Origin of the sequence: Sutcliffiella rhizosphaerae (genome assembly GCF_917563925.1) — a bacterium.
Taxonomy (GTDB): domain Bacteria; phylum Bacillota; class Bacilli; order Bacillales; family Bacillaceae_I; genus Sutcliffiella_A; species Sutcliffiella_A rhizosphaerae.
The window spans coordinates 73800-99209 of record NZ_CAKJTJ010000004.1 but is presented as its reverse complement, the minus strand read 5'-3'; the positions used below and the strand labels follow the sequence as shown (position 1 = coordinate 99209).

The following is a 25410-nucleotide window of genomic DNA, read 5'->3' as shown; positions in this document are numbered from 1 at the left end:
AGGGCGGATTTATCGTGAGTAAGAAAACGTATTATAGGTTGTCTGTAATTTGTTTGGTTGGTACCAAATATCGTGTTTGAATACGGCTCTGGTTTTTGGATGTTGACCTTTTTGGTTGGGCCGATTGGACTGACTTTTGGGCTTTTGGCTAAGAGATATCTGTTAGCAGCTTTAAACTTGTTTATGACTTTTAGTTTCTTTATTTTCATGGCACTTGGCTATTATTTCTTGGGACCTTAAGCAAAGACGGTTGTTGTGGTCCTCGATTTAAAAGCACAACAACCATCTCGTTTCTCTCTATCGCATATCAGATAGGCCACGGTTGATATAAAGGTGGAGGAGGTCGGCCATTTCACTTGGGGTTTTGTCCATATCATTTTCAAGCCATCTCTTGATGGTGTAAATGCTGCCACTGACGAAGAATACGCTAAGGTATTCGTAGGTTTCAGGGTCTATTTTTTTGTCGGTAAGCCAGTTTTTCAGGATGTACTGCTTGGCGATCTGCATGCCCTTTTTCTGAAATTGAACTTCGGTATTTTCACTTAGTAACAGCTTACAAGTTTCACTTTTAGCGGCAATATACTCAAAGATTTTCTCAGTCATTTGGTATGCTTCATCTTCTTTTAAAAAATTGTATTGGTTTAACGTTTTGACCATATCCTCCGTAAATTCATCATCTATAGAATTGAGTAAATCGTATTGACTAGAGAAATGAGCATAAAAAGTCGAGCGGTTAATATCAGCTATTTCACAGATTTCTTTAATGGTAATACTTCCAATTGATTTTTCTTTCAATAACGTCATAAGACTTTCCTTCAATACTTTACGTGTATATTTTTTTCTCCGGTCTAATTTTTCGCTCATGCTTTCAACGGTCCTTCCTCCCAAAAAATTTTCCATTATCCAACAAAAATATATTTTGTGTTGCCTATATAACGTCGGATGCGCAACTGTTTGTTGAATATCCAACACAGTGTCTTATATAATGATAAAGTGAAAAGCCGAAAAGCACAAGAGAGAGGATGAAACATGATAAATATAGCATCACGTATCATTAAACATAAAAAGGCTGTATTACTTGCGTTTACATTAGTTGCGATTCTTGCTACAGTTGCGCAGTTTTTTGTATCAGTCAATTATAATATGGTTGATTATTTGCCAAAAGATGCTCAATCTACAAGAGCGATGGAAATTATGGAAGAAGAGTTTACAGGCTCGGTTCCAAATACAAGAGTAATGATAATGGACATTTCCATTCAGGATGCACTTGCGTTCAAAGAAGAGTTGTCCACTATAGACGGTGTTTCCGATGTGCTTTGGCTGGATGATGTCGTTGATTTGAAGACACCGTTGGAAATGGCCGATATAGAGATGGTGGAGACCTACTATAAAAATAACCATGCACTTTACTCTATCAGTGTACGAGATGGCGATGAAGTTGTAATTACGGATGCCATTTATGAAATGATTGGTGAGGATGGAGCAATTGCAGGAGAGGCTATTAATACAGCCAGTTCACAAAAAATGGCTGGGAACGAGTCCTTGTATGCAGCGCTTTTACTCGTTCCTATTATCATTTTCATTCTGGTTGTCTCCACTAATTCATGGATAGAGCCGCTATTTTTCCTTACCGCAATTGGAGTTTCCGTCTTGATTAACCTTGGAACCAACATTTTTATTGGTGAGGTTTCATTCGTTACCCAATCAGTGGCACCAATATTACAGCTCGCAGTTTCGCTCGATTATGCGGTGTTTTTGCTTCATAGCTTTTCCGATTACTTAAAAAAGACGAATAATCCGGAAGAAGCGATGGAGCTTGCGATGAAAAAATCATTTCCAGCAATTGCAGTAAGTGCAGCTACTACATTCTTCGGGTTTATTGCCCTTACATTTATGGAATTTGAAATTGGTTCAGATCTTGGGCTAAACCTTGTAAAAGGGATTGTCTTAAGTTTTATCAGTGTCATGGTATTCTTGCCTGCATTGACTTTGTATTTTTATAAATGGATGGAGAAAACGAAACATCGCAGCTTTATTCCTAGTTTTGATGGCATTGGGAAAAAGGTTATCAAGCTAAAAGTTCCTAGTATATTACTTGTATTTGCCCTCATTATACCGGCGTTTTTAGCACAGAGTAATACAACGTTCACATATGGACTTGGAGAACTGCCTGAAGATACTCGAGCAGGAAAGGATTATCAGTTGATTCAAGATAATTTTGGTGAAACGACCCCGATAGTTCTGCTCGTTCCGAATGGAGATGTGCCAAAAGAAGAGGAGTTAGTAGAGGATTTAGAAGGGCTTGATTATGTTACAAGTGTCATCTCTTATGTCAACATGGTCGACCCAGTTATTCCGCCTGAGTATTTGGACGAATCGATCACCGATCAATTTTACTCGGAAAATTACAGTCGAATTATCATTAATACGAACCAAGGGACAGAGGGGGACATACCTTTTTCCCTTGTAGAAAAAGTACAGGAAACCGCCTCCAACTATTATGGTAATGAGGCTCTGAGCCTAGGTGAAAGTGTGACATTATATGATATCAAAGATACTGTCACAAAAGACAATACACTCGTAAATGCGTTGACCGTTGGAACGATTGCCCTTGTGTTGTTGGTAAGTTTCCGTTCTTTCAGTATTCCAGTCATATTGCTCATTGCCATTCAATCGGCAGTATGGATAAACTTATCGATTCCTTATTTTACAGATACACCATTAGTCTTTGTTGGTTACTTAATCGTAAGTACGGTACAGCTTGCCGCGACCTTGGATTATGGGGTTTTATTTATAGAGGAATATACTCATAAACGAAAAGAAATGTCTGCAGTAAATGCCATCATTAAAACGTTAGATGAGAAGACATTCTCTATTTCTATATCTGCTGCCATATTATCAAGTGTTGGATTTATTTTATGGATTACATCTTCCAATCCAATTGTTGGCTCTATTGGATTATTACTTGGAAGAGGAGCTTTACTAGCCTTTGTGATGGTATTAATCCTGTTACCCGCACTGTTGTTAGTGTGCGATAAGCTTGTGAAGAAAACCACCTATAAAGCCAATTTCTATGAGGAGAAGTGATGATGAGTAAAAGAAAAATACTATATGTAGCGCTTGCAGGAATGATCTTCTTCCCTTCCTTCCTTAGTATTGCTGAAGGGGTAAAAGCAGAAACAAATGGCCATGTCACTACAAAAGATGAAGTTATTTACGCAACATTAAAAGCTAATGGTGACTTAGGATCAATTTATGTTGTAAATACCCTAGAGATAGCACAAGCTGGTGAGATTCTAGACTATGGAACCTACAGCAGTGTGAAAAATCTAACAGACATAGCAGAGCTGCAACAAGAGGACGAAAATGTCCGCTTTGATGCACACGAAGGTAAGTTCTATTATCAAGGTAATATGGTAGAAGGAACCGTCTTGCCTTGGGATGTGAAGGTAACTTTTTTACTAGATGGGCATAAGGTCGAACCGGCAAACATGGCAGGAGAGTCTGGTCAGCTAGAAATAAATATTGAGACTTCTGAAAATAAAAATGCTGATTCGGTATTTTTTGAAAACTATTTATTACAGGTTTCACTTATGTTGCCAAGCACTTATGAAAACTTAGAAGCTGATGGTGGGATGCTTGCAAATGCAGGGAAAAACAAGCAAATCACATTTACAGTCATGCCTGGACATGAGGAGAAGCTTTCTGTTAAAGCGGAAGTGAAGGATTTTGAATTTCAAGGTGTGGAAATAGCGGCTGTTCCATCGACCTTACCAATAGATACTAGTGGAACAGAAAATATGACAGAAGATATGGGACAATTATCTGATGCAATCAGACAATTAAACGAAGGCGTCACGGATCTACAAGATGGAGTTGCTCAACTAAATAATGGTGCATCAAGTCTTAGGGACGGTTCTGCACAATATAATAATGGAATCAATAAACTGAGCGGATCTTCACCTGAGATCGTCAATGCCTCAAGCTCTATACAAGATGCTCTGAAAAAAATTAATGCAGGACTCTCAGGAGATACTGCTGATATTGATTTATCTAGTTTGAGTAAGTTACCAAGTGGCCTTCTTCAATTAGCAGAAGGGTTGACAGAAGCGGCAAATGGTCTTAGTAGTTTGCAAAAGAACTACTCCCTTGCATATGGGGCATTAGACGGAGCAATCAAAGAGATTCCAGCTAATCAGCTTTCGGAAAAGGAAATTGCCGCACTGTATCAAAGTGGAGCAGACTCTGAATCATTAGACAAACTGGTTGCTTCTTATGCAGCTGCCCAAAAAGTAAAAGGGACCTATGCAAATGTAGAGCAGGCCTTTGCAGCTGTAGAACCATCTTTACAACAGGTGGATGGTGCTGTTCGCGAGATGAGTGGAGCATTAACATCGATTGCTAATGACATTTCTGCTTCCCTAAAAGAAACAGATCTCAGCGGACTGAGTGAATTACAAAAAGGCATCGAAGCCTTGTCTTCCAACTACCATGCTTTCCATTCTGGATTAGTAAGCTATACAGGTGGCGTGAGCGAATTATCCTCATCCTACGCACAGTTACATTCAGGTATTGCTCAACTAACAGATGGAACAAGTGAGTTAAATAATGGAGTCGGGGAACTTCAAGATGGTACAGAAGAATTGTATGAGGAAACGAAAGATTTACCGAAACAAATGCAAGCAGAAATCAATAAAATGATACAGGAATACGACAAATCTGATTTCAAACCTGTATCGTTCGTTTCACCAAAAAATGAAAATGTTTCATCCGTCCAGTTCGTAATCAAAACCGAAAGCATCAAAAAGCCAGAAAAACAAACTAAACAAGCAGAACCAGAAAAAAAGAAAGGCTTCTGGGAATTATTAAAGGCTTTGTTTTAGGAAACGTCGGGACGAATTGTCTGCTGACTTTCCGGATGTAAAATCATCAATGAGGTTCCAGTGTCATTACTGGAATCTCTTTTTTTTGTTTAAACATTGATAAATAGAAAAAGGGAGATAGATTATCCCCCAACAAGTATTTTTAACATCAAATCGAGATTATCATTGCCAGTGTCCAGAACCGCCGTGGAATTCTCCTCCGTAACCTGGTCCACCAGGAAAATGCCCTCCGTAACCCGGCCCGCCAGGGAATTGTCCTCCAAAGTCACCATGCCCCATACCACCGTGGAATTGTCCTCCATAGCCCGAACCTCCAGGAAATTGTCCTCCGTAACCCGGTCCACCAGGGAACTGCCCACCGCCGCCATGGTATGGTCCGTCATAACCTCCGTACCCACCGTGGTGCCCGTGATGCCATGGGTAATGATGGTGATGCCCATGGTGTCCGTGATGAAATGGAAAATGGTGTCCAAACCCATAAGATGGATAGTGAACTGGGTATCCGTGTCCATATGATTGTACATTCTGCATGTCATACGGGTTTCCAAATAATTGTCTTTGTTCATTTAATGGTGGAATCGAATTTGTCATCGCATATCACCTTTTTCTTTTAGAATCTCGATATCATATTGCTCTTTATTGGAACATGAGCCTATCCAGATGGAAAATAGGCGCATTATCCTCATTGGTAATTTTCTAAGTAGAGCAAAATTTCGATTCACCCAGATACATTGCCAGCGTTGGATACGATACGATCATGATATAGATGGAGACCAAAATTGCTTGTATAGAAGGAAAAAAAGGCCTTCATAAAGGGGATGAAGACCCAAACTGCGTGTGTGAAAAAAGTCAGCATTTATTTCAATGAAGTTCAGCAATCAGAAATATCATCTTTTCTATCCATAGAGATTCAGCCATTCACAGGTACTTTTATAACATCCAGCACTCTATCTAATCAATTGATTTAATGCCTCAGATTTAATCCGTTCGTATGCAAATGCTTCTGCTAATTCTGCTTCTAACATGGGGGTTTTTCTTACATATTTTTCACGGATAATATCGTAAAGCTCGTATGGGAAGAGCATGTCGATGAACATAATCTCCTTTTGCCCGTCGGTTAATGGAGAGATAGATTCATATGCATTCAGCATGATATTAAATTGCTCGTCGTTCCAAACGCCAGTCGTATCCAATAACGGAATAATCATTTTCCGCAGATCACGGATTGGAAGGTCAAAGGATACAGTATCAAGGTCGATTACCCATATTTGGCCGTCATTGCCTAGTAAAGAGTTACCTGTTCCATAGTCTTGGTGACAGAGATTTGGCGTAGCTTTAACTGTTCCGACCCATTCTCGGTATTCGGAATCTAATAATCTTTTAAGTGTATCTCGTCCTTCCTGGATGAAAGTGTCGGCCTCTGCTAAGTAAAGCTGGGAAAACGGATCATCTGGCTGTGATTGCGCTAAGAGCTTCCATGTTTCCATTTGTTGGCATCTTTTAATGTAGTGATTTGGCCAACGACCTAATTTGGTGAAAATAGGAATCCCCTCCGGCGGTCTATAACCGATGGATGCAGTGTGAAATTCTGCTAACCCTTTCATGATAAATTCGAGGTCCTCTTGAACGGTTAATTCAAAAGGTCGTCCTTCGATCCAATCATATACAACAAATAGGAATGGGCCGTGTTTAGTGTAAAGTACTCCATTCTTGTTTGGAATGATTCCTGGTACCCTCATACCTTTTACAGCTAAATAATTTTGTGCATTGATGGAAAACAATGCTTTTTTTTCTGGTCTGTGTATTCTTTTTAAGCAGATTGGACCTTCTGTAGTATGGATTTTCCATACGATTGCCATTTGTCCGCCTTGTACGACTTCTACGGAAGTTACGTTTACTTCCCAGTTTTTGATGATTGTTTCAGCTAGTGAGATAAGCTTCTGTTCTTCTTCGGGAGTCAGTGCATATTCCTCCGCAGTTTCATCTTGTATCGGATTATTTTCTTCCAACAAACGTTCCACCATCCTCTTTAGTCGCCTGTTTTTCAGACGAACTAAGATTGATTTATTCTTCCAGTAGGAAGTACCTTTTCTTTAAGGTATGGACTTTTCCATAGAAATGTTATCGCAAGTAGTGCTTTTTCGGCGTATGCCATGAAATTAAGGTAATCGCCCTTTTTCCAGAACAAATGGGGTGCGGATGGTACTTTTGAACTTGCTCATCCATAACATACATATAAACTACCGTTTTTAGGAAAAAGGAGATTGCAAATGAAAATAGCCTATATAGCTACTGAAAAACTTCCTGTTCCGGCAATTCGTGGTGGTGCCATTCAAATATATATATCTTCCGTTGCTGCCATAATTGGAACGAAACATGATGTCACTGTTTTTTCCATTCAGCATGAGGAGCTTGAGAATCAGGAAAAGAGAGGAAATGTACGTTACATTCGCTTTGATGAAAAAAACTACTTATCATCCGTCATTTCCCAACTACAGCAGGAAAAGTATGATGTTATCCATTTGTGTAATCGGCCATTATGGGTGAAGGCAGTGAAAGAGGCAACACCAGAATCCAAAATAGTACTAAGTGTCCATAATGAAATGTTTACGTTTGAGAAATTAAGTGATGAAGAAGGGAAGAAATGCTTAAATCTTGTATCAAAGGTAGTGACGGTGAGTGATTATATCGGAAGTACTATTACAAACCGCTTTCCTTTCGCAAAATCAAAGGTAAACACTGTGTATTCTGGAGTTGATTTAGATGCTTTCCAACCACCATGGACTTCTAGGGGAAGCAATACTAGAGAAAACATCAGAAGTGAACTTGGCCTATCCAATAGAAAGGTTATTCTATTTGTCGGAAGGCTTAGTAAGGTTAAGGGGCCACATATACTGCTGCAAGCGCTTCCGTCTATCAAGAAAGAACATCCGAATGTCACGATGGTTTTTATCGGGTCCAAGTGGTTTGGTGATGATCAGGTCAACAATTATGTGAAACATTTATATACTCTAGGCGCTATGTACCAGGAGAATGTCATGTTTATTAAATTTGTAAAACCTGTTGACATCCCGAAATTATTTGCGATGTCGGAAGTTTTTGTTTGTTCCTCCCAATGGCAGGAACCATTAGCAAGGGTCCATTATGAAGCCATGGCGGCGGGCTTGCCTATCATTACGAGTAAGCGTGGAGGAAATCCGGAAGTCATTAATGAAGGGAAAAACGGATTTGTTGTGGAGCAATTTGAGGATCCAGAAAGTTATGCATCGCTCATAAATTCCCTTTTATCTGATTCTAATAAAAGAGAAAGGCTTGGTAGAAATGGACGCGAAAAAGTTGAAAAGGAATTCAGCTGGAATAATGTAGAAAATAATCTGATGAGAGTGTATAACGAAGCGAATAGTAATTAAAGAGAGGTGATGAATTTTGGAGCAACATCATGAGGTAGAAAAGGATCATTTGCAGCTAGTACTCGATTTTTATCCATTAGAGGTTTCTGATGTATGGTTAGTATCTAGCAGAAGCGGAAGAACTACTTGGGAAGTGGATACAACAGAAGGGAAAAAAATTTTAAAGCAAGCAAACATGAAACCTGAGAGGATGCTATTTTTAGCAGGTGCTCATCAGCATTTATACAATCAGGGGCTTGCGATAACGCCTATTCATGAAACAAAAAATGGTGGGATTTGTATCGGTGCGGGTCCTGTTAGTTATGTTCTTTTTGATAAAGTGGAAGGCAATGAGGTCATTTATTATAACAAAGAGCAAATGCTAAAGGCGATGAAATTTGCCGGTAGCTTCTATCAGGCTTCCAAAGGATACGTTCCTTCAGAAGAGAGCAAAACCCGCGGCAGACTAGGGAAGTGGCATAAATTATATCGGTGGAAGCTTCAAGAACTTGAAGGAAACAAGACAATTGCTCAATCGTATCCTGAAGATGCATTTTCACAATTATTTTTAGCGCATGTAGATGAGATGATTACTCGGGCTCAATTGGCATTAATAGCTCTTGAAAACCCTAGTTATACTAATATATCCAGAGAAGTTAGTAATTTAAAAGGCTTTTGTCAGCAGGATTTCACTTTAGCGAGATTTACAGAAATGGAAGAAGAGCTGTTTATGAAGGAACTGCATTCAGTAACATACGATTTACCTACTCGGGATATCCGCATAATCTTAAATAAAATGATGAAAAAATTCTCCGTTTGGGATGATAATCTAGTATTTGATTTGTTACGTGCCTACCAAACTACTAACCCTTTATCAGAAGAATACTACGAAATTCTATCCATAGATATTCAATTCCCTCATCTCTTTTGTGCAATTGCCCATAAGTATTTCTTAGCTCAAAAAAGATCTTGGTCGGATGAAAAATACATTTGGGCACTGCAAAATATAATCGCATTAGAAGAATCAAAGGGAGAATTTCTAAAACAGTACCCTTCCATCTATAAAGAAGTCATTTCTACCAATAGGGAGGGAAATTAAATGACGGAAAACTCAAAAATTCCAAAGCTGGAGCTTGAGAAATTCGTTTTCTCACCTCCAGGTCCAATGGGATGGAATATGGCTGAATACGAGAAGATGCTTAAAAACCCTGATCAGCTCGTTTTAAATGAAACAACTGTTCATTCCCAGCTAGAAGCATTGTCAAGCAATGCCTTAGTGGAATTATCTCTGAGTGGTAAGTTATCCACTAATAAGCACCGTTCAAAAGATGAAGAAGTTCTGGATGATGAGGATATTATAGAAATTAAAGTGGAGGAAGAAGTCGAGGAAATAGATTATGAACATGAAAATGAGGAGAACCTTGAAGAGGATATTGAGGAAGAACTTGAGGAAGAAGAAGTAATAGAGGAAGAAATCGAAGTTCCAAAAATAAAAGTAACTATCGTTGTGGAAGATAGCAATTTAAAGTTGCCTTGGATTTCAATTAATATTAAATCTAGTCCTAAATAATCCATGAAATCTGAAAAGCGTGTGCGAGTCGTTTAACCTTGACAAGACGATGGTTATTAGTTTCTATTTTATTCTGAAAAAATATTCATGAAAGTACTAAGTGTATGCATAAATTTGTAATATATCAAATTTTATTATATTGGGTAGGAGTGATAGGAAATGTCAAATGAGTTAAGAAAAGCAAAACTTAAGCTGGATTTTGAAAATGGATTTCAACTATCTCCAGATCTTAGTGCAAAAGATGCGTTAGAAGCCCTTTTGAGAGCAATTAGAGATGGAGATGTATCTGAGGTTAAAATAGCAGCAGAGTATTATGATGGATCTGAAAAAGATTATGAAGAAGATGCTGAAGATGATGATGCCTCGGAAGAGCTAGCTGTGGCTTTGGATGAAGGCTATGAAGACGAAGAAGACGAAGACGAAGAGGACGAAGAATAATAGATTGTCACGAAAAAAGTGCCAGGATTCCTTGACGGAGGCAGGCACTTTTTTGTTCATCTGAAAATCACAATGGCTAACTTTAGAGCCTTTGATTATTGAGCTGCAAACCTGATACGTTTCTCTTTTTCCTATAGGGCTCAGTCTAGTTGGTATGACTCACTTGTGTCGCAGGGAATCTCTGTTTCTTCTTTCAATTGCAGTGTGTTTTCATAGACAGTGATGAGACGATTGGCGACGTGTTTAAAGGTGAAATTGGATTCAATAAATTTTCTGCCATTGTGGCACATCCATTCACAGATTTCTGGTTCTTTTAGTACATAGTGTATGGTTTTTGCAAATGCAGTTGGATCGTCGTAGTCATCGATAATTTGCCCGTTAAAGTTATCGAGAATTACCTCTGCATTTCCTCCGCGATTCGTGGTGATTAATGGGATTCCTGCTGCCATGGCTTCATAATGTACTCTAGCTAACGGTTCATTCCATTGGGAGCTGCAGACAAACATATCTCCTCCAATAAAGGCTTCAGAGATCCTTTCTGCTGGAATGTATTTGGTGAAAATCACCTTATCTCCAAGGTGTTTCGCCATTGTATATAAACTCTGCACATAGTGATTCATTCCGTCGTCACTAAACCATTTCCCACCAACAATCAGTAATACAAGATTATCGTGTTTTTTAACTAATGCTTGCATTGCTTGAATTAGGAGGTGAGGGCCTTTTGTTTTACTCAAACGGCCAACAAATAATATGACTTTCTTATTTTCAAGATTATACATTTCTCGGAATCTATCTCTAATCTTGAACCATTCTTTGCTTTTTCGCAAAGGGTAGGAAGATAGATCAACTCCCGAATATACGATTATTATTTTGGGTTTTGCAGTAGGGAACCGTTTCACAACGGTTTCTTTTATATAGTTACTGACCGTCGTAATAGTATCAACTGCGTCCACGATTTCGTTTCCTTCTTCATCAGACAGTTTCTTAAGGGAAAACATATCATTATGGAGACTTAAGACAATTTTGCTATCAGGTGAGGACTGTTTGTATAGAAGCACATTTTTTGGTCTGTTGCATATATGAATTACGTCAAATTGATGGAGAAAAAGTTCATTCGCAACAAGCTGTCGATAGTCTTCACGTGGAAACCGGATATACGTAACCCCATTAGCACTTTCTTGATTAGGGAGTTCAGGATCTGAGACGGAAAAAATCGTTAATTCATATAGCTTTGAAAGAAAAGGGGTTACCCCATCAATCATCATTTGAATAGCTCCTCCTTTTATTGAAGGAGCTGGTAGTTTCTCTGTGCAAATAATAGCTAATTTCATTGCATATCCTCTCCATAATAACCTTGCAAAAAGTGGTATTCCCTGACTAATCCTTCAGCTAAGGGAATGACCGGTGAATAGTTTAGTATTTTCTCTGCTTTTCGAATATCTGCCCACGTATGTGTAGGTTCTCCTTTTACTTTTTTAGAAAAAGAAATATTTGCATTTTTACCAGTAATACGTTCTAAACGTTCAATTATTTCCAGTACGGATGCTCTCTCTTTTCCGCCTATATTAATGGTTTCACCGAGCGCATCTTCTGCTGTTAAGGCGGCTTTTGTAGCTGTTACACAATCATCGATATAGGTAAAATCCCTTGATTGGTTTCCATCTCCAAAAACGGTGATTGGTTGATTTGTAATTAGTTGTTTGATAAAGCGATGAAAGGCCATATCTGGACGCTGTCTTGGCCCATAAACCGTAAAATAGCGAAGTATGACAAGTGGAATGTCATAGCTCTTTTCATAAACACGGCATAAATGTTCCCCTGATAATTTGGTAATGCCATATGGAGACAGAGGTTTTGGAAAGGCTCTTTCTGTTACCATTCCAGTTTTCTCTCCATATATAGAGGAAGTAGAAATATAAATGAATCGATGAATAGCTTTGTCTTTCGCTGCTTCTAAAAGGCGTTGGGTCATTAAAATATTATGGTATACATAGGGGGAAAATTCTGCTCCCCAGCTTGATCTCACGCCAGGTATAGCAGCTAAGTGGTAAATAGCTTCCACACCTTCTAATAAATCAGGTAGACTTTCGTCTAATAGATTCATTTTTTTAAAGGTGAAGCGGGAGTGCTTCATTAAAGTTTGGATATTTCTCATTTTATGCTCTGGGGGAGTTGGTCCGATAAAGGTGTCCACCCCTATCACTTCATATGTGTGCTCTTTAAGCAGTGCCTCACACAAATGGGAACCGATAAAACCTGCGGCACCTGTCACTAGAATTCTCATCCTCGTCCCACCCCTTTATAGATTAATCCAGCTTTCCTAACAGCTTCCTTATTGATGCAATTTCTACCGTCCAACACGATATTGCCCTTTAGATGAGTCTTGACATCCATCCAATCTAGTTGGCAAATCTCTGGCCATTCGGTTGCTATGATGATGGCTTCAGAATCAAGATAAGCAGACTTTATCGTTTTATGCTGAGTAACTTTATGGCGTAACTCTGCTGGTAAAAATGCTTTTGGATCATACGCATGAACATCTGCTCCGAGCGCATGCAGGTAATGTATGAGTGCAATAGCTGGTGAATGTCTAATATCGTCTGTATGGGGTTTAAAGGCTATTCCAAGAACTGTGACTTTTTTATTTGGAAAAGAAGGAAGCGTTTCTTGTAATTTATTTATATAAAAATCTAGTTGAGTCGCATTTATTGCTTGAACCGCATCCAAAATCGGAGTATTGACAAGTTTGTTTGTGGCGGAATGTTGAAGTGCTTGCAAATCCTTAGGAAAACAAGATCCTCCATAACCAATGCCTGCTTGTAAAAAGAGAGGGCCGATCCTCTGATCAGTACCTAATCCGTTGGAAACCTCCATTATATCAGCATCATATACATCGCATATTCTGGACATTTCATTAATAAAGGATATTTTAGTGGCAAGAAATGCGTTCGCTGCATATTTGATCAATTCAGCACTATTCCAGCTTGTAACGATAAATGGTGCGTTTATTGACTGATAGATTTCTTTTAAAATAACTTCGGATCGATTGTCATCTTCTGCTATACCGATGACTGTTCGATCTGGGTAAAACATATCTTGAATAGCGGTTCCTTCTCGCAAAAATTCAGGGTTGGATACAATATTGAAAAAAGAAGGGCTTACTCCTTTTTCCAATAGATAGTCGTGCATTTTTTTATTTGTTCCTAGAGGTATGGTGCTTTTAATAATAATGGTTTTATAGTCTTGGAGCTGCTCCGCAAGGGTTGTGAAAACGGAAGACAGAAAGCTTAAATCGGTGCCCCCATCTGCTAGGCTCGGTGTTCCGACGGTCACAAAAATAACAGATGACTGATGTATGGATTCAGGTAAACTTGTAGTGAATGTAACCCTCTCCTTATGTTTATGGAGTATCTCATTTAGTTGTGGCTCGTATATAGGAACAATCCCATTTTGAAGTCTCTGTATTTTTTCTGAATGGTTATCTACACAATAAATATTATGTCCGAATTCCGCTAACACGGCAGAGGTGGTGAGCCCTACATAACCGGCTCCTATAACGCAGATGTCCATGGCTTACACTCCTTTTGGTTGCCCCAATTAAGCAAAGAGCCTGACTGGTTTTCATATAGGTCATATTGTTTGCACAAAGAATCTATTGCAACAAATACGACTGTGCCAAGAATATTCATTTAATATACTATTACGGGACAAAGGCTGATGGTGACGGATACAGTGCCCAAATAGCCAGAGATATTTCCTTCAGAGGGGGAGTTATTGCTAACAGATGCTATTGAAGGGAGATTACCGAGAAGACTGCATTGCAAAAGGTGAAGAAATAGAGCATAAAAAAAATGGGGCTAAGTAAATTTCTAGACCCCATTTTTTTATTATTCTATTCCTTTGCAAGCCCAAGCGTCGATTTCTACTTTGAATGCTGGTGCTGCTAAACCGGCAACATACAGAAGTGTTGTACATGGAAGATGATTTTCAAAAAAATCGCTTATCACTTTTCTCCTTGCATCAATGTCATATTCTCCTACTAAATAAAAGACTACCTTTGTCAAATCTTGAACATCCATACCTGCTGCTATAAGGTTCTTCTGGACATTACTTAGTGCCACTTTTAACTGTTCTATCGGTTCTTCAGGTACAGTACCATCGACTCTCATGCCTAATTGTCCAGACAATGTTAACCATCTATTCGGCCCTGTTACTTCTATTTGGTGAACATAAGGTGCTACTGGTTGGTGTACAGCTTCAGGATTTCTAACAATTTTCAACTAAACCATCCTTTCTGAATTACAAACAATAAAAGAAGTGGAGACATTTCTCTCTAAATAATATTATTTCATTTAGATGGAAATTTGTCATTGAAAGAGCTAGAAGTGGGCTTACAAATTCTGTTTTTCAAAAAACAGAACTTTTTACCTATTTTTTTTAATGTTTTTCACATTGTGTAATGGTATTGAAATAATAATGGGTTTATTTTACATATACAAACAGGAAAAAGGAGAAAATTATTTTGAATTAGAGATAATAACGGGAGGCAAGTCACAAGGTCATATGGCGAAATTTAGGATGTATTTACTAGACAAAATTCGACAATAGTCATGCGAGATTGACCAATTTTTGAACACATGGTACTAAATAGTAAGCGAAAAAATGTTAGTAATTTTCAAAAAAATAGTTTTCAAGTTTGACTAATGTGGTATTAATATCCAAAAGAGATTATTTTTGTTAACAAAATAATGAAAATTTGCCAGAAAGAGGTTGGGAATACGTATGTTGGAGTCTAAAAGAAGAGCCATTATCTTTTTAACGTTATCTTTACTGCTTGCTGTTGCAGCAGGATTTCTGTTTTTGCAAAAGGTAAGTGCAATTAATACCGAGCTTGGTGGTATGACAAAAGTCTATATAGCAGCAGAGAATATCCCATCAAGGGCGGTCATTCAGCCTAATCAAGTAACAACCACGGACATTCCAAATCGATTTGTGAATGAATCCCACATAACCGATGTTTCAGAACTTGCGAACAGGGTATCAGTGGTTCCACTTTCAGAAGGGGAGCTAATTACTTCCAGTATGATTAAACCCATTGATAGTATCCGGGAAGAGAACAACCGTATTGTTACAATAAGCCAAACGGAGAGAGTAAGATTTGATGAACGCTTAGAAGCATTGGATCGTGTGGACATCATTGTTTCTCACAAATTCGACGGTGATTCCAAAACAGAAATTTTTATGACAGACGTTTTGGTTGCCGGTGAAGTAAAAAGCGGTGGGGACTTCTCTGGTATTGCGGTTGAAATCAACTCAGAAGATGCACCTAAACTCATACATATGCAAAATTACGCAGACAGCATCCGTATACTTAAAGCGAACGTAGGCAATGGAAATGCGATAAATGATACAGGTGAAGAAGTAGAAGAAGTGCCTGAAGAAGAGATAGTAGATGAAGAAACAAACAACGAAGCATCTAATGAAGAAGAGAAAATAGATGATAGAAACAAAGAAGAAGCGAATAAAGAAGAGAATGATAAGGAAAAAGATAAAGAGAAAGAAGATGACAAAGAAAAAGATAATGACGGCAACAACTAGATGGGGGACGGAAAGATGAAAGATAAACTGAAAATGTTAATCGTTAGTGAAGAAGAAGTGATTGCAGATCAGCTTCATCGAGTTCTTTCGGAAGAGGGTCAAATGGAAATAGTGAGTTACAAGGAGTTAAAAGGGGAGTTTGATAGACTTTCTCCTGATTTGGTTTTTGTGGTTCAAACGGAAGATGAATCGTCGTGTGTGGATGCCATTGAGTATATTCATCAGGAAAATCCAATGGCAATGGTGATATTTATAGCTGGTTCACAAAACTTCCAACTTTTGAGACTTGTTACGCGAGCTGGTGCGACTGATTTCTTTGTCTTTCCAGATGAATGGACATTATTTAATGGCAGATTAGAAAGTATTTTGCATACTGCCACAGAGCGTAAATCACAATATGAAGAAACAGCAGCGACGCAGCAAACATTTAAGCGAGGTCGAGGCCAGGTAATCTCTTTTTACAGCGGTAAAGGAGGAAGTGGTAGAACACTGATCTCTTCCACGTTTGCTCAAACATTGAAATTTGAATCAACCGCTCAAGTATTGTTAATTGATTTAAATTTACAATATGGTGGGGTAGAAACATTTCTATCTATTGAGTCTAACCGATCTATCGCAGATTTACTCCCAGTTTTAGATGAGTTAAATGAATCCCATATCCGCAATGTTTCAGAACGAGAGCCTTTTTCCAAACTTGAGGTTTTATTGAGTCCTAGAGATGCGGAGGTTGCGGAGAGTTTAAATGATCAATTTATTTCTAAGCTTATTCGAACATGCCGCCGAAGCTATGATTTCGTCCTTATTGACCTTCCAGTGATAATGAATGAACAAACACTCACAGCCTTGGAGGAATCAGATAAAATCTTCTACGTATTAAATTTGGATACACCATCTATTAGCATGTTGAAGCAAGTGGAATTGCTTTTTGCAAGGTTAGGCTTGGATATGAAAGAACGGGTGCAGCTCGTATTTAATGAAGTTGGAAGAGAGAATGAAATTAAGCCTAATGATGTCAAGGATGTGCTTCAGTATCCAACTGCAGTACAGTTGAAGCGAGATATAAAAGGGGTTCAATCGTTTGTTAATAAAAGTGAACCATTACGAAAAGAAGCGGATGAAAAGAAAATAATTCCATTTGCTAAAAATATTAGAAAATGGGTTAGCGGAATGATTGAGTAAGAAAAATGGATAATGAAGGAATGAATATGGATGTCAATTTTTGATAGAAAAGGGAAAAGTTCTAGCAGAAAAAAAACAGAAAGAACTTTATACGAAAATCCATATATTAATGAGTTAGTAGATCACTATAAAACTCGTATTCTTAAAGAATCAAACTTAGAAGTGCTGACCAGTATGTCCCAAGGGGAAATGCGGTTGCGGATTGAGCAATTAATCTCTCAATTTATGAGTGAAGAAAAGGTCATTATTTCTAGGCATGATAAAGAGTTATTGATCTCTAGAATCATTGATGAATCGGTTGGTTACGGTCCGCTTGAATCGGTGCTTAGTGATCCTTCCGTCACCGAAATTCTCATTAATGGTCATCAAGAAGTGTATGTGGAGCGTAAAGGGAGATTGGAGCTTTCCTCTATTACGTTTAGAGATGATAAACATATCCGTCACGTTATTGACCGAATTGTTGCTCCAATTGGAAGAAGGATTGACGAAAGTTCACCAATGGTTGATGCCAGATTGCCAGATGGAAGTCGTGTAAACGCAGTAATTCCACCTATCAGTTTAAATGGTCCGCTTGTTTCTATTCGTAAATTTAGACAGGATCCGTTTAAAATGCAGGATTTACTCCAATTTGACTCTCTAAGTGAGGAAATGTCGTCATTCTTGGAAGCTGTTGTAAAAGCAAAGCATAATATCTTAATTTCTGGTGGTACAGGTAGTGGGAAAACCACATTACTAAACGTTCTAGGTAGTTCCATTCCACAAAATGAACGAGTCATTACGATAGAAGATTCCGCAGAATTACGCCTCGACAAGCCGAATGTTGTTGGTTTGGAAGCTAGACCACAAAACGTCGAAGGCAAAGGTGAAATTACGATTAGGCATCTAGTGAAAAATGCTCTAAGGATGCGACCGGATCGTATTATCGTCGGAGAGGTTCGTGGCTCTGAAGCATTTGATATGCTGCAAGCGATGAACACAGGACACGAAGGATCCTTAACAACTATTCATGCCAATTCTCCATTTGATGCACTTCGAAGAGTTGAAGGGATGGTCATCATGGCAGGTATGGATTTGCCTACATCTGTAATAAGAGAATACATCCTTGGAGCACTTGATTTTATCGTTCAAGGGGAACGCCTAACAGATGGAAGTCGTCGAATCACAAGTATTTCAGAAGTACATAGAACTTCCGACGGTGATATGGAAATAGTCGAAATTTTCCGTTTCTACCGAACTGGAATTAAGGAAAATGGCAAAGCAGACGGCTATTATGGACCAACAGGTAAGATTCCAGCATGTTTAAAAAGGTTGAAAATGTATGGATTGGAAATTGATGAGCAAATGTTTCATCAAATGGAGGTGAAAGCCCTATGATGTTTGAAGCCTCTTTAGCAGGCTTAGCTGCTTTGCTTTTTATATGGGGAATGTACGCATATCTAGGATTTCGAAAAGAGAAAAAAGAGATCAAGCAAGTATTTGGTGCCCATTTCCAGAAGAATCAAGAGCGCACAAGCTTTATCTCTACCATAGGGGATCGATTTGACACTTCCAAACAAGCAGCGAAAGTAAAAGAAAAGCTCCTGCAAGCAAATGTTACACTTTTACCTTCAGAGTTTTATGCCATTTTAATATTAATTGGATTTGCAATAGGAATCTTTATGTTCACTGTAATGAATATGAGTTTTTTTACTAGTTTTTTAGTTGGAGGCATCATTAGTATTTGTTCGAATTTCCTATTTTTCATCATTCGTAAAAATAAATACATGGACAGAATGAGTGATCAGCTCTCAGAAGTTTGCCGAATGATGGCCAATAGTACAAAGGCAGGATTAACGATCAATCAAGCGGTCGAAGTCGTTGCAGGAGAGGTTGGAGGACCTGCAGGAGAAGAATTTAAAAACATGGCTCATAACCTACGCCTAGGAGTGGATATGGAGCGTGTTCTAAAACAACTCGAAAGAAGAGTTCCAACAAAAGAGTTTAAATTATTTGTTGCAACCATCCTAATTCAACGGAAATCTGGTGGAAATCTTTCGGCCGTTCTAGATGAAATGGCAAGAACACTTGATGAACGAAAAATCTTAAAACAAACCATTAAAACGATGACAGCCGAACAAAGGTTTATCTCTTACATTCTCCCAGCAATGCCAATCGTCATGATTTTTATGATGAATACAGTAATGGATGGTTTTATTAGCCCTATTTTTACCTTACCAGGAATGATATTGTTAATAATCTTTACCATTGGATTAATAATCTCATTTGTACTCGTTCGCGCAGTTACAAATATAAGGGTGTAGATGAATGGATTCTTTAATTTTAGTAATTGTAATCATGTTCTGGCTATGTATTTTACTAGGCTTAGTCAATATTTATACATACAACACGAAGAAGAAACTTCTCACAAATCATCTTAATGAAGTAATTGTGGAAAGCTCCTATTTGGGAAAGCCTGAAAGAACTACACGAGTAAGTAAGCTAATTGCAAAAATATCAAAATATGCAGATGATTTTGCCTCACTAGGAGAGCGTATTAACTTTTTTAGTGAATCAGCTGATCTGGCAATCATTTTAAAAAAGGCAGGATATCCTTATGAATTAACAATAGGAAGATTGCAGGGGTCCAAGATAGTATTCTTCATTTTAGGGTTTTTGGCAGGGGCAACATCGGTCATTCTTGGTTTGCCTTTTTCAAATATACTATTTGTAGCCCTACCTTTCCTTGGCTTTTTTCTACCAATTATTTGGATTCGCTCCAAAGCAAAAGAAAGACAAAATCAATTGCGAAGAGACCTACCAGATTTTCTAGATACGGTCACAATTAGTCTTCAGGCGGGAGCAGGACTTGATCAAGCAATCAGGGAAACCATCCTACATTTTAATGGTCCAATTCGAGATGAATTTGCCAGACTAATGAGTGAAATTAATATCGGAGTTCCTAGAGAAAGAGCCTACGCTGACATGTTAGAAAGAAATGACAATGTAGATTTTCAGAATTTTATTAAATCATTATTACAAGGTACAAAGCTTGGTGTACCTGTCTCTACAACCTTCCGAATACAGGCGGAGGAAATCAGAAAGGTAAGTATCGAGCAGGTGAAAGAAAAAGCGGCAAAAGCCTCACCTAAAGTAACCCTCATTACCTCTTTTGTCATCGCACCAACAATCATGCTCTTTATTTTAGGTCTGGTGGTATTGAACCTTATTTACGGTGATAACAACATTTTGGATATGCTCTAAAACAATATTCTTGAGAGGAGTGATGTAGAGATAACTACTATTCACTTAATTTTCCAAGAAAGTATTAGAACTAAAAGTGACAAGTTTGATTTTGACAAAATACTATTTTTATAGGAGGAAATAAAAATGAAAAAATTAATGCAAACTATGGTAGAGAAAGTTCAAGGTGTAATGGAGCAAGCTAAAAGTGTGGTAAATAATGAGCGTGGAGCACAAACAATTGAGTGGGTAGCGCTGGCTTTGGTTATTCTTTTCTTAATGGCGGCAGTTGCAAGTGCAATGGATGGGAATGGAGGAAATATTGCTAGTACGATGGTAAGCAAGATTTCTGAATTAATTAATCGAGTTGGGAATGAGTAATCGTTTATGAGAGGAACCCTAGCGAAAAATATCTTCTTGCTAGTGCTTCTTTCTATCCTGCTCATCCTTGGAGGTTGCCAAAATAATTCAACAGGAAATACAGATGCAGAAACAAATAACCCTGAGGATACTGCTTCTGAAGAGCCAAAGGATAATGAAGTGGAAGAAGATACCACCCAAGAAGTAGCCGATAATAATGTGGAAAACGAAGAGCTTTTAGAAACAATTCGTAATGCAGATACAATACCTGAAACGATTGAAGGAGTTGTCAACTATCCTGTAGGGGAATTTGCTCATATTAAAAGCACTACAGATGAAGTGAAAGATTATTTGAAAACACTTCCTGCTTTAGCCGAAGATGCAAGTGAAGAGGAAGTGGCGCAATATCTTAACTATATTTATAGTCTATTTAAAGTAGATTATGAGTCTCCGGATTCATTAATTGAATCGATGGAAATACTTAACTCCGATAACCCAGATGAGGTAATCGATCAAAATCTCCAAAAAGAACAATACAATGTAGTTATTGCACTAGATGCAAGTGGAAGCATGGGTAATTATATTGGAGATAAAACGATGATGGAAATTGCGAAAGAAGCAATTAGTAAATATGTTGCTTCTTTGCCTGAGGATGCAAATGTTGGATTGCGGGTGTATGGTCATGAAGGATCAGGTTCTGATACCGATAAACAATTGTCTTGTAAAGCAAACGATTTAATATATGAAATTGGTCAATATAATGAAAGTAATTTTAACAATGCGTTAAATCCTATTCAGCCAGCTGGTTGGACACCATTGGCTGATGCATTGCTGCAATCAGCAGAAGATTTAAAGAAATTCAGTGCAGAGAATAGTCGGAACATCATCTACTTCGTCAGTGATGGAATTGAAACCTGTGACGGAAATCCTGTTGAAGCTGCAAAAACAATAAAAGCATCTGGTATTGATCCTGTTGTTAATATAATTGGCTTTGGAGTAAGTTCTGAAGAAGGAGAGCAATTAAAGAAAATTGCTGAGGCAGCTGATGGAAATTACGCAGATGCCCAAAATCAATCTCAATTAAATGAACAATTTACGAAATCAATAGAAGAAGTAAGGAAATGGCAGGCATGGCATCTAAAATCAAGAGATGAAATAATGGGAAATTATAGTGATAATTTCTGGAGTGTGGCACATTGGCAACAAAATTGGATGTCTAATAACATCGAATTTTTCTTATCAGCAAGTACAGCCATTACAAACTTAAGTATTGAAAATAAAATTTCGTATGAGCAAAGAGATTGGATGCAGGAAGAATTAAGAGAAAAACGTAAAATACAAGAAAATGAAGTAGGAGACTTGTATAGTAAACTATTTGAATTGAACAAAGATAACTACAATTCAATGATGAAAGAAGTTAACGAGATATATAAGCAGAATCGTCAATAATCACTAAATATCCTGAATAGAAGGTATCCCCTTCTATTCAGCTATATTTCCAAGTTTAATAGGCAAACCAGGAGGATGAGCACATGCATTGGATAAAAGGGTGGAAGGAAAACGAAAAAGGGTCATTAACGATAGAATTTTTGGGGATGCTACCGTTAATGCTCCTTATGGTAATCATTCTTTGGCAATTTATGATTAGTGCCTATGGTGTCATTGTTACCCAATCCGCTGCCAATGATGCTGCAAAAGCATTCTCGCTATCGGCAAGAGAATCGGAGGCAAGGACTGCTGCACGCGATACATTGCAGGCAGGAAGTAACCTTAAATACAGAAGTGTCTCTGTGAACAATTACTCAGGTTCACAGGAATTTCAAGTTACCGTTCATGCTGATTTAGAGCTTGTTTTCATCCCCAAAAAGTGGGTTCGGAATACACCATCTGTTAATATATCCAGGACAGTAAGTGGAAGGGTTTTAGATTGATATGAAAAGTTTAAAAGATCAAAGAGGTAATGTTATTCTACTGACACTTGGCATATTTGCTGTCATGTCACTGCTATTTCTCCTAGTCTTTCATTTTGCTAAAGTGTTTGTTGTAAAGGAGTCGGCTTCTAATTATTCTGACCAAGCTAGTTTAGCAGCTGCATCTGTACTCTATGAAAAGTTAGTGGAGGAAATTGAAAATTATGATAGATCCCTTCCAGGTTTCATTGACGAACTAATTGATGCGGAAAATTTGCAAGACAAGATTGAAGAAAGAAAGCAGCAATTAAGAGGAACGTCAGATTGGTTAGAATTTGAGCTCAATTTAAAAGCTGTGAACGAAGTGCTAGAAGAAGAATTAAAGTCCAACAATCCGTTTTTAAAGGATTACATAGAGCTGGCGCTCAATAATGCAAAGGCGGAAATACCTCAAGCAGTGGAGCGAACAATCCGTAACAATGACGGACATTTGGATGGTACTGAAATTGAATTTACTAATAATTATCGCATTGAAGTGACAACATCCGTTCGTTTTACAGCCTTACAATTTGATCAATACATTCCCGAACGAAATCGCTATGTCAAACAATCAAGTGTTAGTCCCACATTTGTTTTTCTAAAACAAATGAATGACAGTCAATGGCGTAATTGGAAAAGACAATATTAAATAAATGGGAAGTCTACAACTATAGACATTCAACTTAGCTACTTGCGGCCCCATCTAACGGAGGATAAAAAATGAAAAGAATATTTATAGCCTTTGCTGCAATTGCTATTTTTTTCATGACAAGCGTCGTCCCCTTTGTGCATACAGCAGATGCTTGGAGTCCAAAACCATGGACACCAAAGCCTTGGGAATTAAAAAAATGGGAACCTGAACCACCAACAGAAATGAGAGAATGGAATCCGTCGTCAACAGATCTCCAAAAATGGGAGTTAAGACAATGGGTTCTCACTCAACACCAAATGGTTGCCTGGGAACTAAATAACAATCCTGATTTAACCCCATGGGAAGTAAGGAATTATGAACTTATTGCTTGGGAGCTTGAACAGTGGGACCTTGAGCTTCAAGGGCAGGGAGGCGGCCCAACAGGGGGACTAGAAGGAAACACTTCTGCTAATTCTCCCCCTGCTCAAGGGCCAATGCCGATTCCTGATCAAGACCAGCCATCCATAAACAATCCGTCTCAAAACAATGGTAATGACCAATACGCAGGAAACTCTCCATCAAGTGTAGAAACTGCTGCACCAGGAACAGGTTCTGATTCTGGTTCTTCCACTGGACCATCAACGTACGATGCAATAAAATTTATATCAAAAGATATAGTTGGTTCAACAGTAAACTTCGCAGACAAAATGGTCAGGGCTGATGATGCAGATGCATTGAGAAACTTTACAGACTTTCAGAAAGGGATGTTCCTTTCGGGGGTAAAAACCTTTACCAAGGGTAACGACTTCTTTGACAGTGCCTTTATGGTTAAGGATGTAGTGGATAGTTCCAAAAAAGCATATGATGCTATAAGTGATTATTCAACTCTAAGAAATATAAGAGACCTTTCCAGGGCAGGAAGAATTGATGATGCGCTTCAAATGGCAGGATCTGTTAAAAGCTTTTCTGCCACAAATGCAATTGTCTCTACTGCGCTTCTGCCATTCTCCGTAGCAGATACTTGGAATAATGCCCAATCTATTCAAGGCACATCAGGCTGGGATAGGGCGGATGCAATTATGAATACCATTGGTAGTGCAGGTGGTGTTATTTCAGGATTGGCTGCTCCGGTAGCGATGATACCAGGTGGGCAAGTAGTTGCAGCTGGTTTACTAGCTGTCGGTACGGTTCTATCTCTTGGGAGCGTTGTCTATAAAGCTGCAAGAAACTGGCGGAAAATTAAAGATACTGCAGTCAATACTGTTAAGAATATAGGAAATGGGATAAAGAATGTAGGTAGTAAAATAGCATCTTGGTTTAAATAGATTTGAAAACAATTCTAATACTTGTTGAAAGAGGTTTACTTAATGTATAAAATTCAGCGTACCTCAAAAATAAAAAGAGCAATTAATAGTAAGAAAAAGCTTTTAGAAAAAACAGATCTATATGATTATGCATTAAAATTCAAGGATAAGATTTACTTAAACGTTGATTTCTTAACGTACGGGAATAAGAAAAAGGGAACGCTAATTTTATCTAAAGATGGTGACATTATTCCTAGAGAAGAAGCCATTCAGGCTCTAACTTTTCATAGTCATTTCAACAATTATATTGACGGGGTAATTAACATTATGATTCCAGAAACAAGGAAGTCACTAAAACCGTTTGAAGAAGTAGTTGCTTTATTTAACGAACTTGAGGTAGAGGGCGGACTAGAGTTTGTTAATAGCACACACCACAACTTTAAAAGAGTGTTGGAAATAAGAAAAGTTCAAAGTGAAATTATATACAAAATCAGAGACATTCAAAACAAAGTTTTAGATGAAGTTGGCTATTTCACCGAAGAGGATTTACAAGCTATGCGAGAGTATTGTGAATCATTTAATGTCGGTCAGTTTAAACTTGCTAGGGTACGGCTAGATCACATCAAAGATGTAGAACAAACAATATACTGGTTAAAAGAAAACAAAAGTAATAATGAAAAATTAATCAGATTACTAGAAGATAGTATAGGTGAGAGTACTATTAGTATCTTAAAAAAAGCATACAAAGAACAATCAAGTGACTATTATCATAAGGAGGTTTTATATCCGCCAGGGGAAGAGGGAGTTAAGAAGTATTTAGAAGTATATCGTGATATTGTTTATCAAAGCACGAAAGATAATGTCTTACCGGGATTAAGAAATTAATATAA

Annotated in this window: 24 protein-coding genes; 17 read left to right on the top strand and 7 right to left on the bottom strand. The window is 38.1% G+C overall.

Annotated features, from left to right (window positions below):
• Positions 1-297: 297 nt before the first annotated feature.
• Entirely contained in the window at positions 298-864 is a 567-nt protein-coding gene (locus LRP81_RS05335; protein ID WP_230500226.1) for a TetR/AcrR family transcriptional regulator, read from the bottom strand.
• Between the two features lie 165 nt (positions 865-1029).
• On the opposite strand from LRP81_RS05335, the gene LRP81_RS05330 reads away from it, so the two are divergent.
• The gene (locus LRP81_RS05330) at positions 1030-3087 is read left to right on the top strand and encodes an efflux RND transporter permease subunit (protein ID WP_230500225.1); all 2058 of its coding nucleotides are present in this window, start codon (positions 1030-1032) and stop codon (positions 3085-3087) included.
• Between the two features lie 2 nt (positions 3088-3089).
• Positions 3090-4883, top strand: coding sequence for a YhgE/Pip domain-containing protein (locus LRP81_RS05325; protein ID WP_230500224.1), 1794 nt, complete (start codon positions 3090-3092; stop codon positions 4881-4883).
• Between the two features lie 162 nt (positions 4884-5045).
• Here LRP81_RS05325 and LRP81_RS05320 read toward each other — a convergent pair whose 3' ends face one another.
• Together LRP81_RS05320 and LRP81_RS05315 are read right to left on the bottom strand one after the other, a co-directional pair.
• A complete protein-coding gene (locus LRP81_RS05320) occupies positions 5046-5474 on the bottom strand; it encodes a hypothetical protein (protein WP_230500223.1) in 429 nt (142 codons plus the stop codon).
• Between the two features lie 356 nt (positions 5475-5830).
• Positions 5831-6907, bottom strand: coding sequence for a CotS family spore coat protein (locus LRP81_RS05315; RefSeq protein ID WP_230500222.1), 1077 nt, complete (start codon positions 6905-6907; stop codon positions 5831-5833).
• Between the two features lie 246 nt (positions 6908-7153).
• Between LRP81_RS05315 and LRP81_RS05310 the strand changes: the two genes are divergently transcribed.
• The 4 genes from LRP81_RS05310 to LRP81_RS05295 all read left to right on the top strand — a co-directional run bounded on the left by LRP81_RS05310 (position 7154) and on the right by LRP81_RS05295 (position 10280).
• Complete coding sequence (locus LRP81_RS05310) at positions 7154-8293, top strand: glycosyltransferase family 4 protein (protein WP_230500221.1); 1140 nt, start codon at positions 7154-7156, stop codon at positions 8291-8293.
• A gap of 16 nt (positions 8294-8309) precedes the next feature.
• Positions 8310-9371, top strand: coding sequence for a CotS family spore coat protein (locus tag LRP81_RS05305; RefSeq protein ID WP_230500220.1), 1062 nt, complete (start codon positions 8310-8312; stop codon positions 9369-9371).
• The gene (locus LRP81_RS05300; protein WP_230500219.1) at positions 9372-9842 is read left to right on the top strand and encodes a hypothetical protein; all 471 of its coding nucleotides are present in this window, start codon (positions 9372-9374) and stop codon (positions 9840-9842) included.
• 159 nt (positions 9843-10001) lie between these two features.
• A complete protein-coding gene (locus tag LRP81_RS05295) occupies positions 10002-10280 on the top strand; it encodes a hypothetical protein (RefSeq protein ID WP_230500218.1) in 279 nt (92 codons plus the stop codon).
• Between the two features lie 140 nt (positions 10281-10420).
• On the opposite strand, the gene LRP81_RS05290 is transcribed toward LRP81_RS05295, so the two are convergent.
• The 4 genes from LRP81_RS05290 to LRP81_RS05275 form a co-directional block, all read right to left on the bottom strand.
• Entirely contained in the window at positions 10421-11611 is a 1191-nt protein-coding gene (locus tag LRP81_RS05290) for a glycosyltransferase family 4 protein (RefSeq protein ID WP_230500217.1), read from the bottom strand.
• Entirely contained in the window at positions 11608-12564 is a 957-nt protein-coding gene (locus LRP81_RS05285) for an NAD-dependent epimerase/dehydratase family protein (protein ID WP_230500216.1), read from the bottom strand. The genes LRP81_RS05290 and LRP81_RS05285 overlap by 4 nt, the downstream gene beginning before the upstream one ends.
• Positions 12561-13850 carry a UDP-glucose dehydrogenase family protein gene (locus LRP81_RS05280; protein ID WP_230500215.1) on the bottom strand — a complete coding sequence of 430 codons (1290 nt, stop codon included), beginning with the start codon at positions 13848-13850 and terminating at the stop codon, positions 12561-12563. The genes LRP81_RS05285 and LRP81_RS05280 overlap by 4 nt, the downstream gene beginning before the upstream one ends.
• Positions 13851-14167: 317 nt before the next feature.
• Positions 14168-14560: a RidA family protein gene (locus LRP81_RS05275; protein WP_230500214.1), complete on the bottom strand. Its 393-nt coding sequence runs from the start codon at positions 14558-14560 to the stop codon at positions 14168-14170.
• A gap of 502 nt (positions 14561-15062) precedes the next feature.
• On the opposite strand from LRP81_RS05275, the gene cpaB reads away from it, so the two are divergent.
• The 11 genes from cpaB (at position 15063) to LRP81_RS05220 (ending at position 25405) form a co-directional block, all read left to right on the top strand.
• Positions 15063-15878, top strand: coding sequence for a Flp pilus assembly protein CpaB (gene cpaB / locus LRP81_RS05270; RefSeq protein WP_230500213.1), 816 nt, complete (start codon positions 15063-15065; stop codon positions 15876-15878).
• A 15-nt stretch (positions 15879-15893) separates the two neighbouring features.
• Complete coding sequence (locus LRP81_RS05265) at positions 15894-17057, top strand: AAA family ATPase (protein ID WP_230500212.1); 1164 nt, start codon at positions 15894-15896, stop codon at positions 17055-17057.
• A 30-nt stretch (positions 17058-17087) separates the two neighbouring features.
• Positions 17088-18431, top strand: a complete 1344-nt coding sequence (locus LRP81_RS05260) for a CpaF family protein (protein ID WP_230500211.1) — start codon at positions 17088-17090, stop codon at positions 18429-18431.
• Positions 18428-19357: a type II secretion system F family protein gene (locus tag LRP81_RS05255; protein WP_230500210.1), complete on the top strand. Its 930-nt coding sequence runs from the start codon at positions 18428-18430 to the stop codon at positions 19355-19357. Before LRP81_RS05260 ends, LRP81_RS05255 begins: the two co-directional genes overlap by 4 nt.
• 4 nt (positions 19358-19361) lie before the next feature.
• Positions 19362-20297, top strand: coding sequence for a type II secretion system F family protein (locus tag LRP81_RS05250; protein WP_230500209.1), 936 nt, complete (start codon positions 19362-19364; stop codon positions 20295-20297).
• A gap of 126 nt (positions 20298-20423) precedes the next feature.
• Entirely contained in the window at positions 20424-20657 is a 234-nt protein-coding gene (locus LRP81_RS05245; protein ID WP_230500208.1) for a hypothetical protein, read from the top strand.
• A gap of 6 nt (positions 20658-20663) precedes the next feature.
• On the top strand, positions 20664-22085 hold the full coding sequence (locus LRP81_RS05240) for a vWA domain-containing protein (RefSeq protein WP_230500207.1): 1422 nt from the start codon (positions 20664-20666) through the stop codon (positions 22083-22085).
• Positions 22086-22168: 83 nt separating this feature from the next.
• Entirely contained in the window at positions 22169-22567 is a 399-nt protein-coding gene (locus LRP81_RS05235; RefSeq protein ID WP_230500206.1) for a TadE/TadG family type IV pilus assembly protein, read from the top strand.
• A 1-nt stretch (position 22568) separates the two neighbouring features.
• A complete protein-coding gene (locus LRP81_RS05230; protein WP_230500205.1) occupies positions 22569-23234 on the top strand; it encodes a Tad domain-containing protein in 666 nt (221 codons plus the stop codon).
• A 71-nt stretch (positions 23235-23305) separates the two neighbouring features.
• Positions 23306-24541, top strand: coding sequence for a hypothetical protein (locus tag LRP81_RS05225; protein WP_230500204.1), 1236 nt, complete (start codon positions 23306-23308; stop codon positions 24539-24541).
• Positions 24542-24583: 42 nt separating this feature from the next.
• Positions 24584-25405: a hypothetical protein gene (locus LRP81_RS05220; protein ID WP_230500203.1), complete on the top strand. Its 822-nt coding sequence runs from the start codon at positions 24584-24586 to the stop codon at positions 25403-25405.
• The last annotated feature ends 5 nt before the right edge of the window (positions 25406-25410 follow it).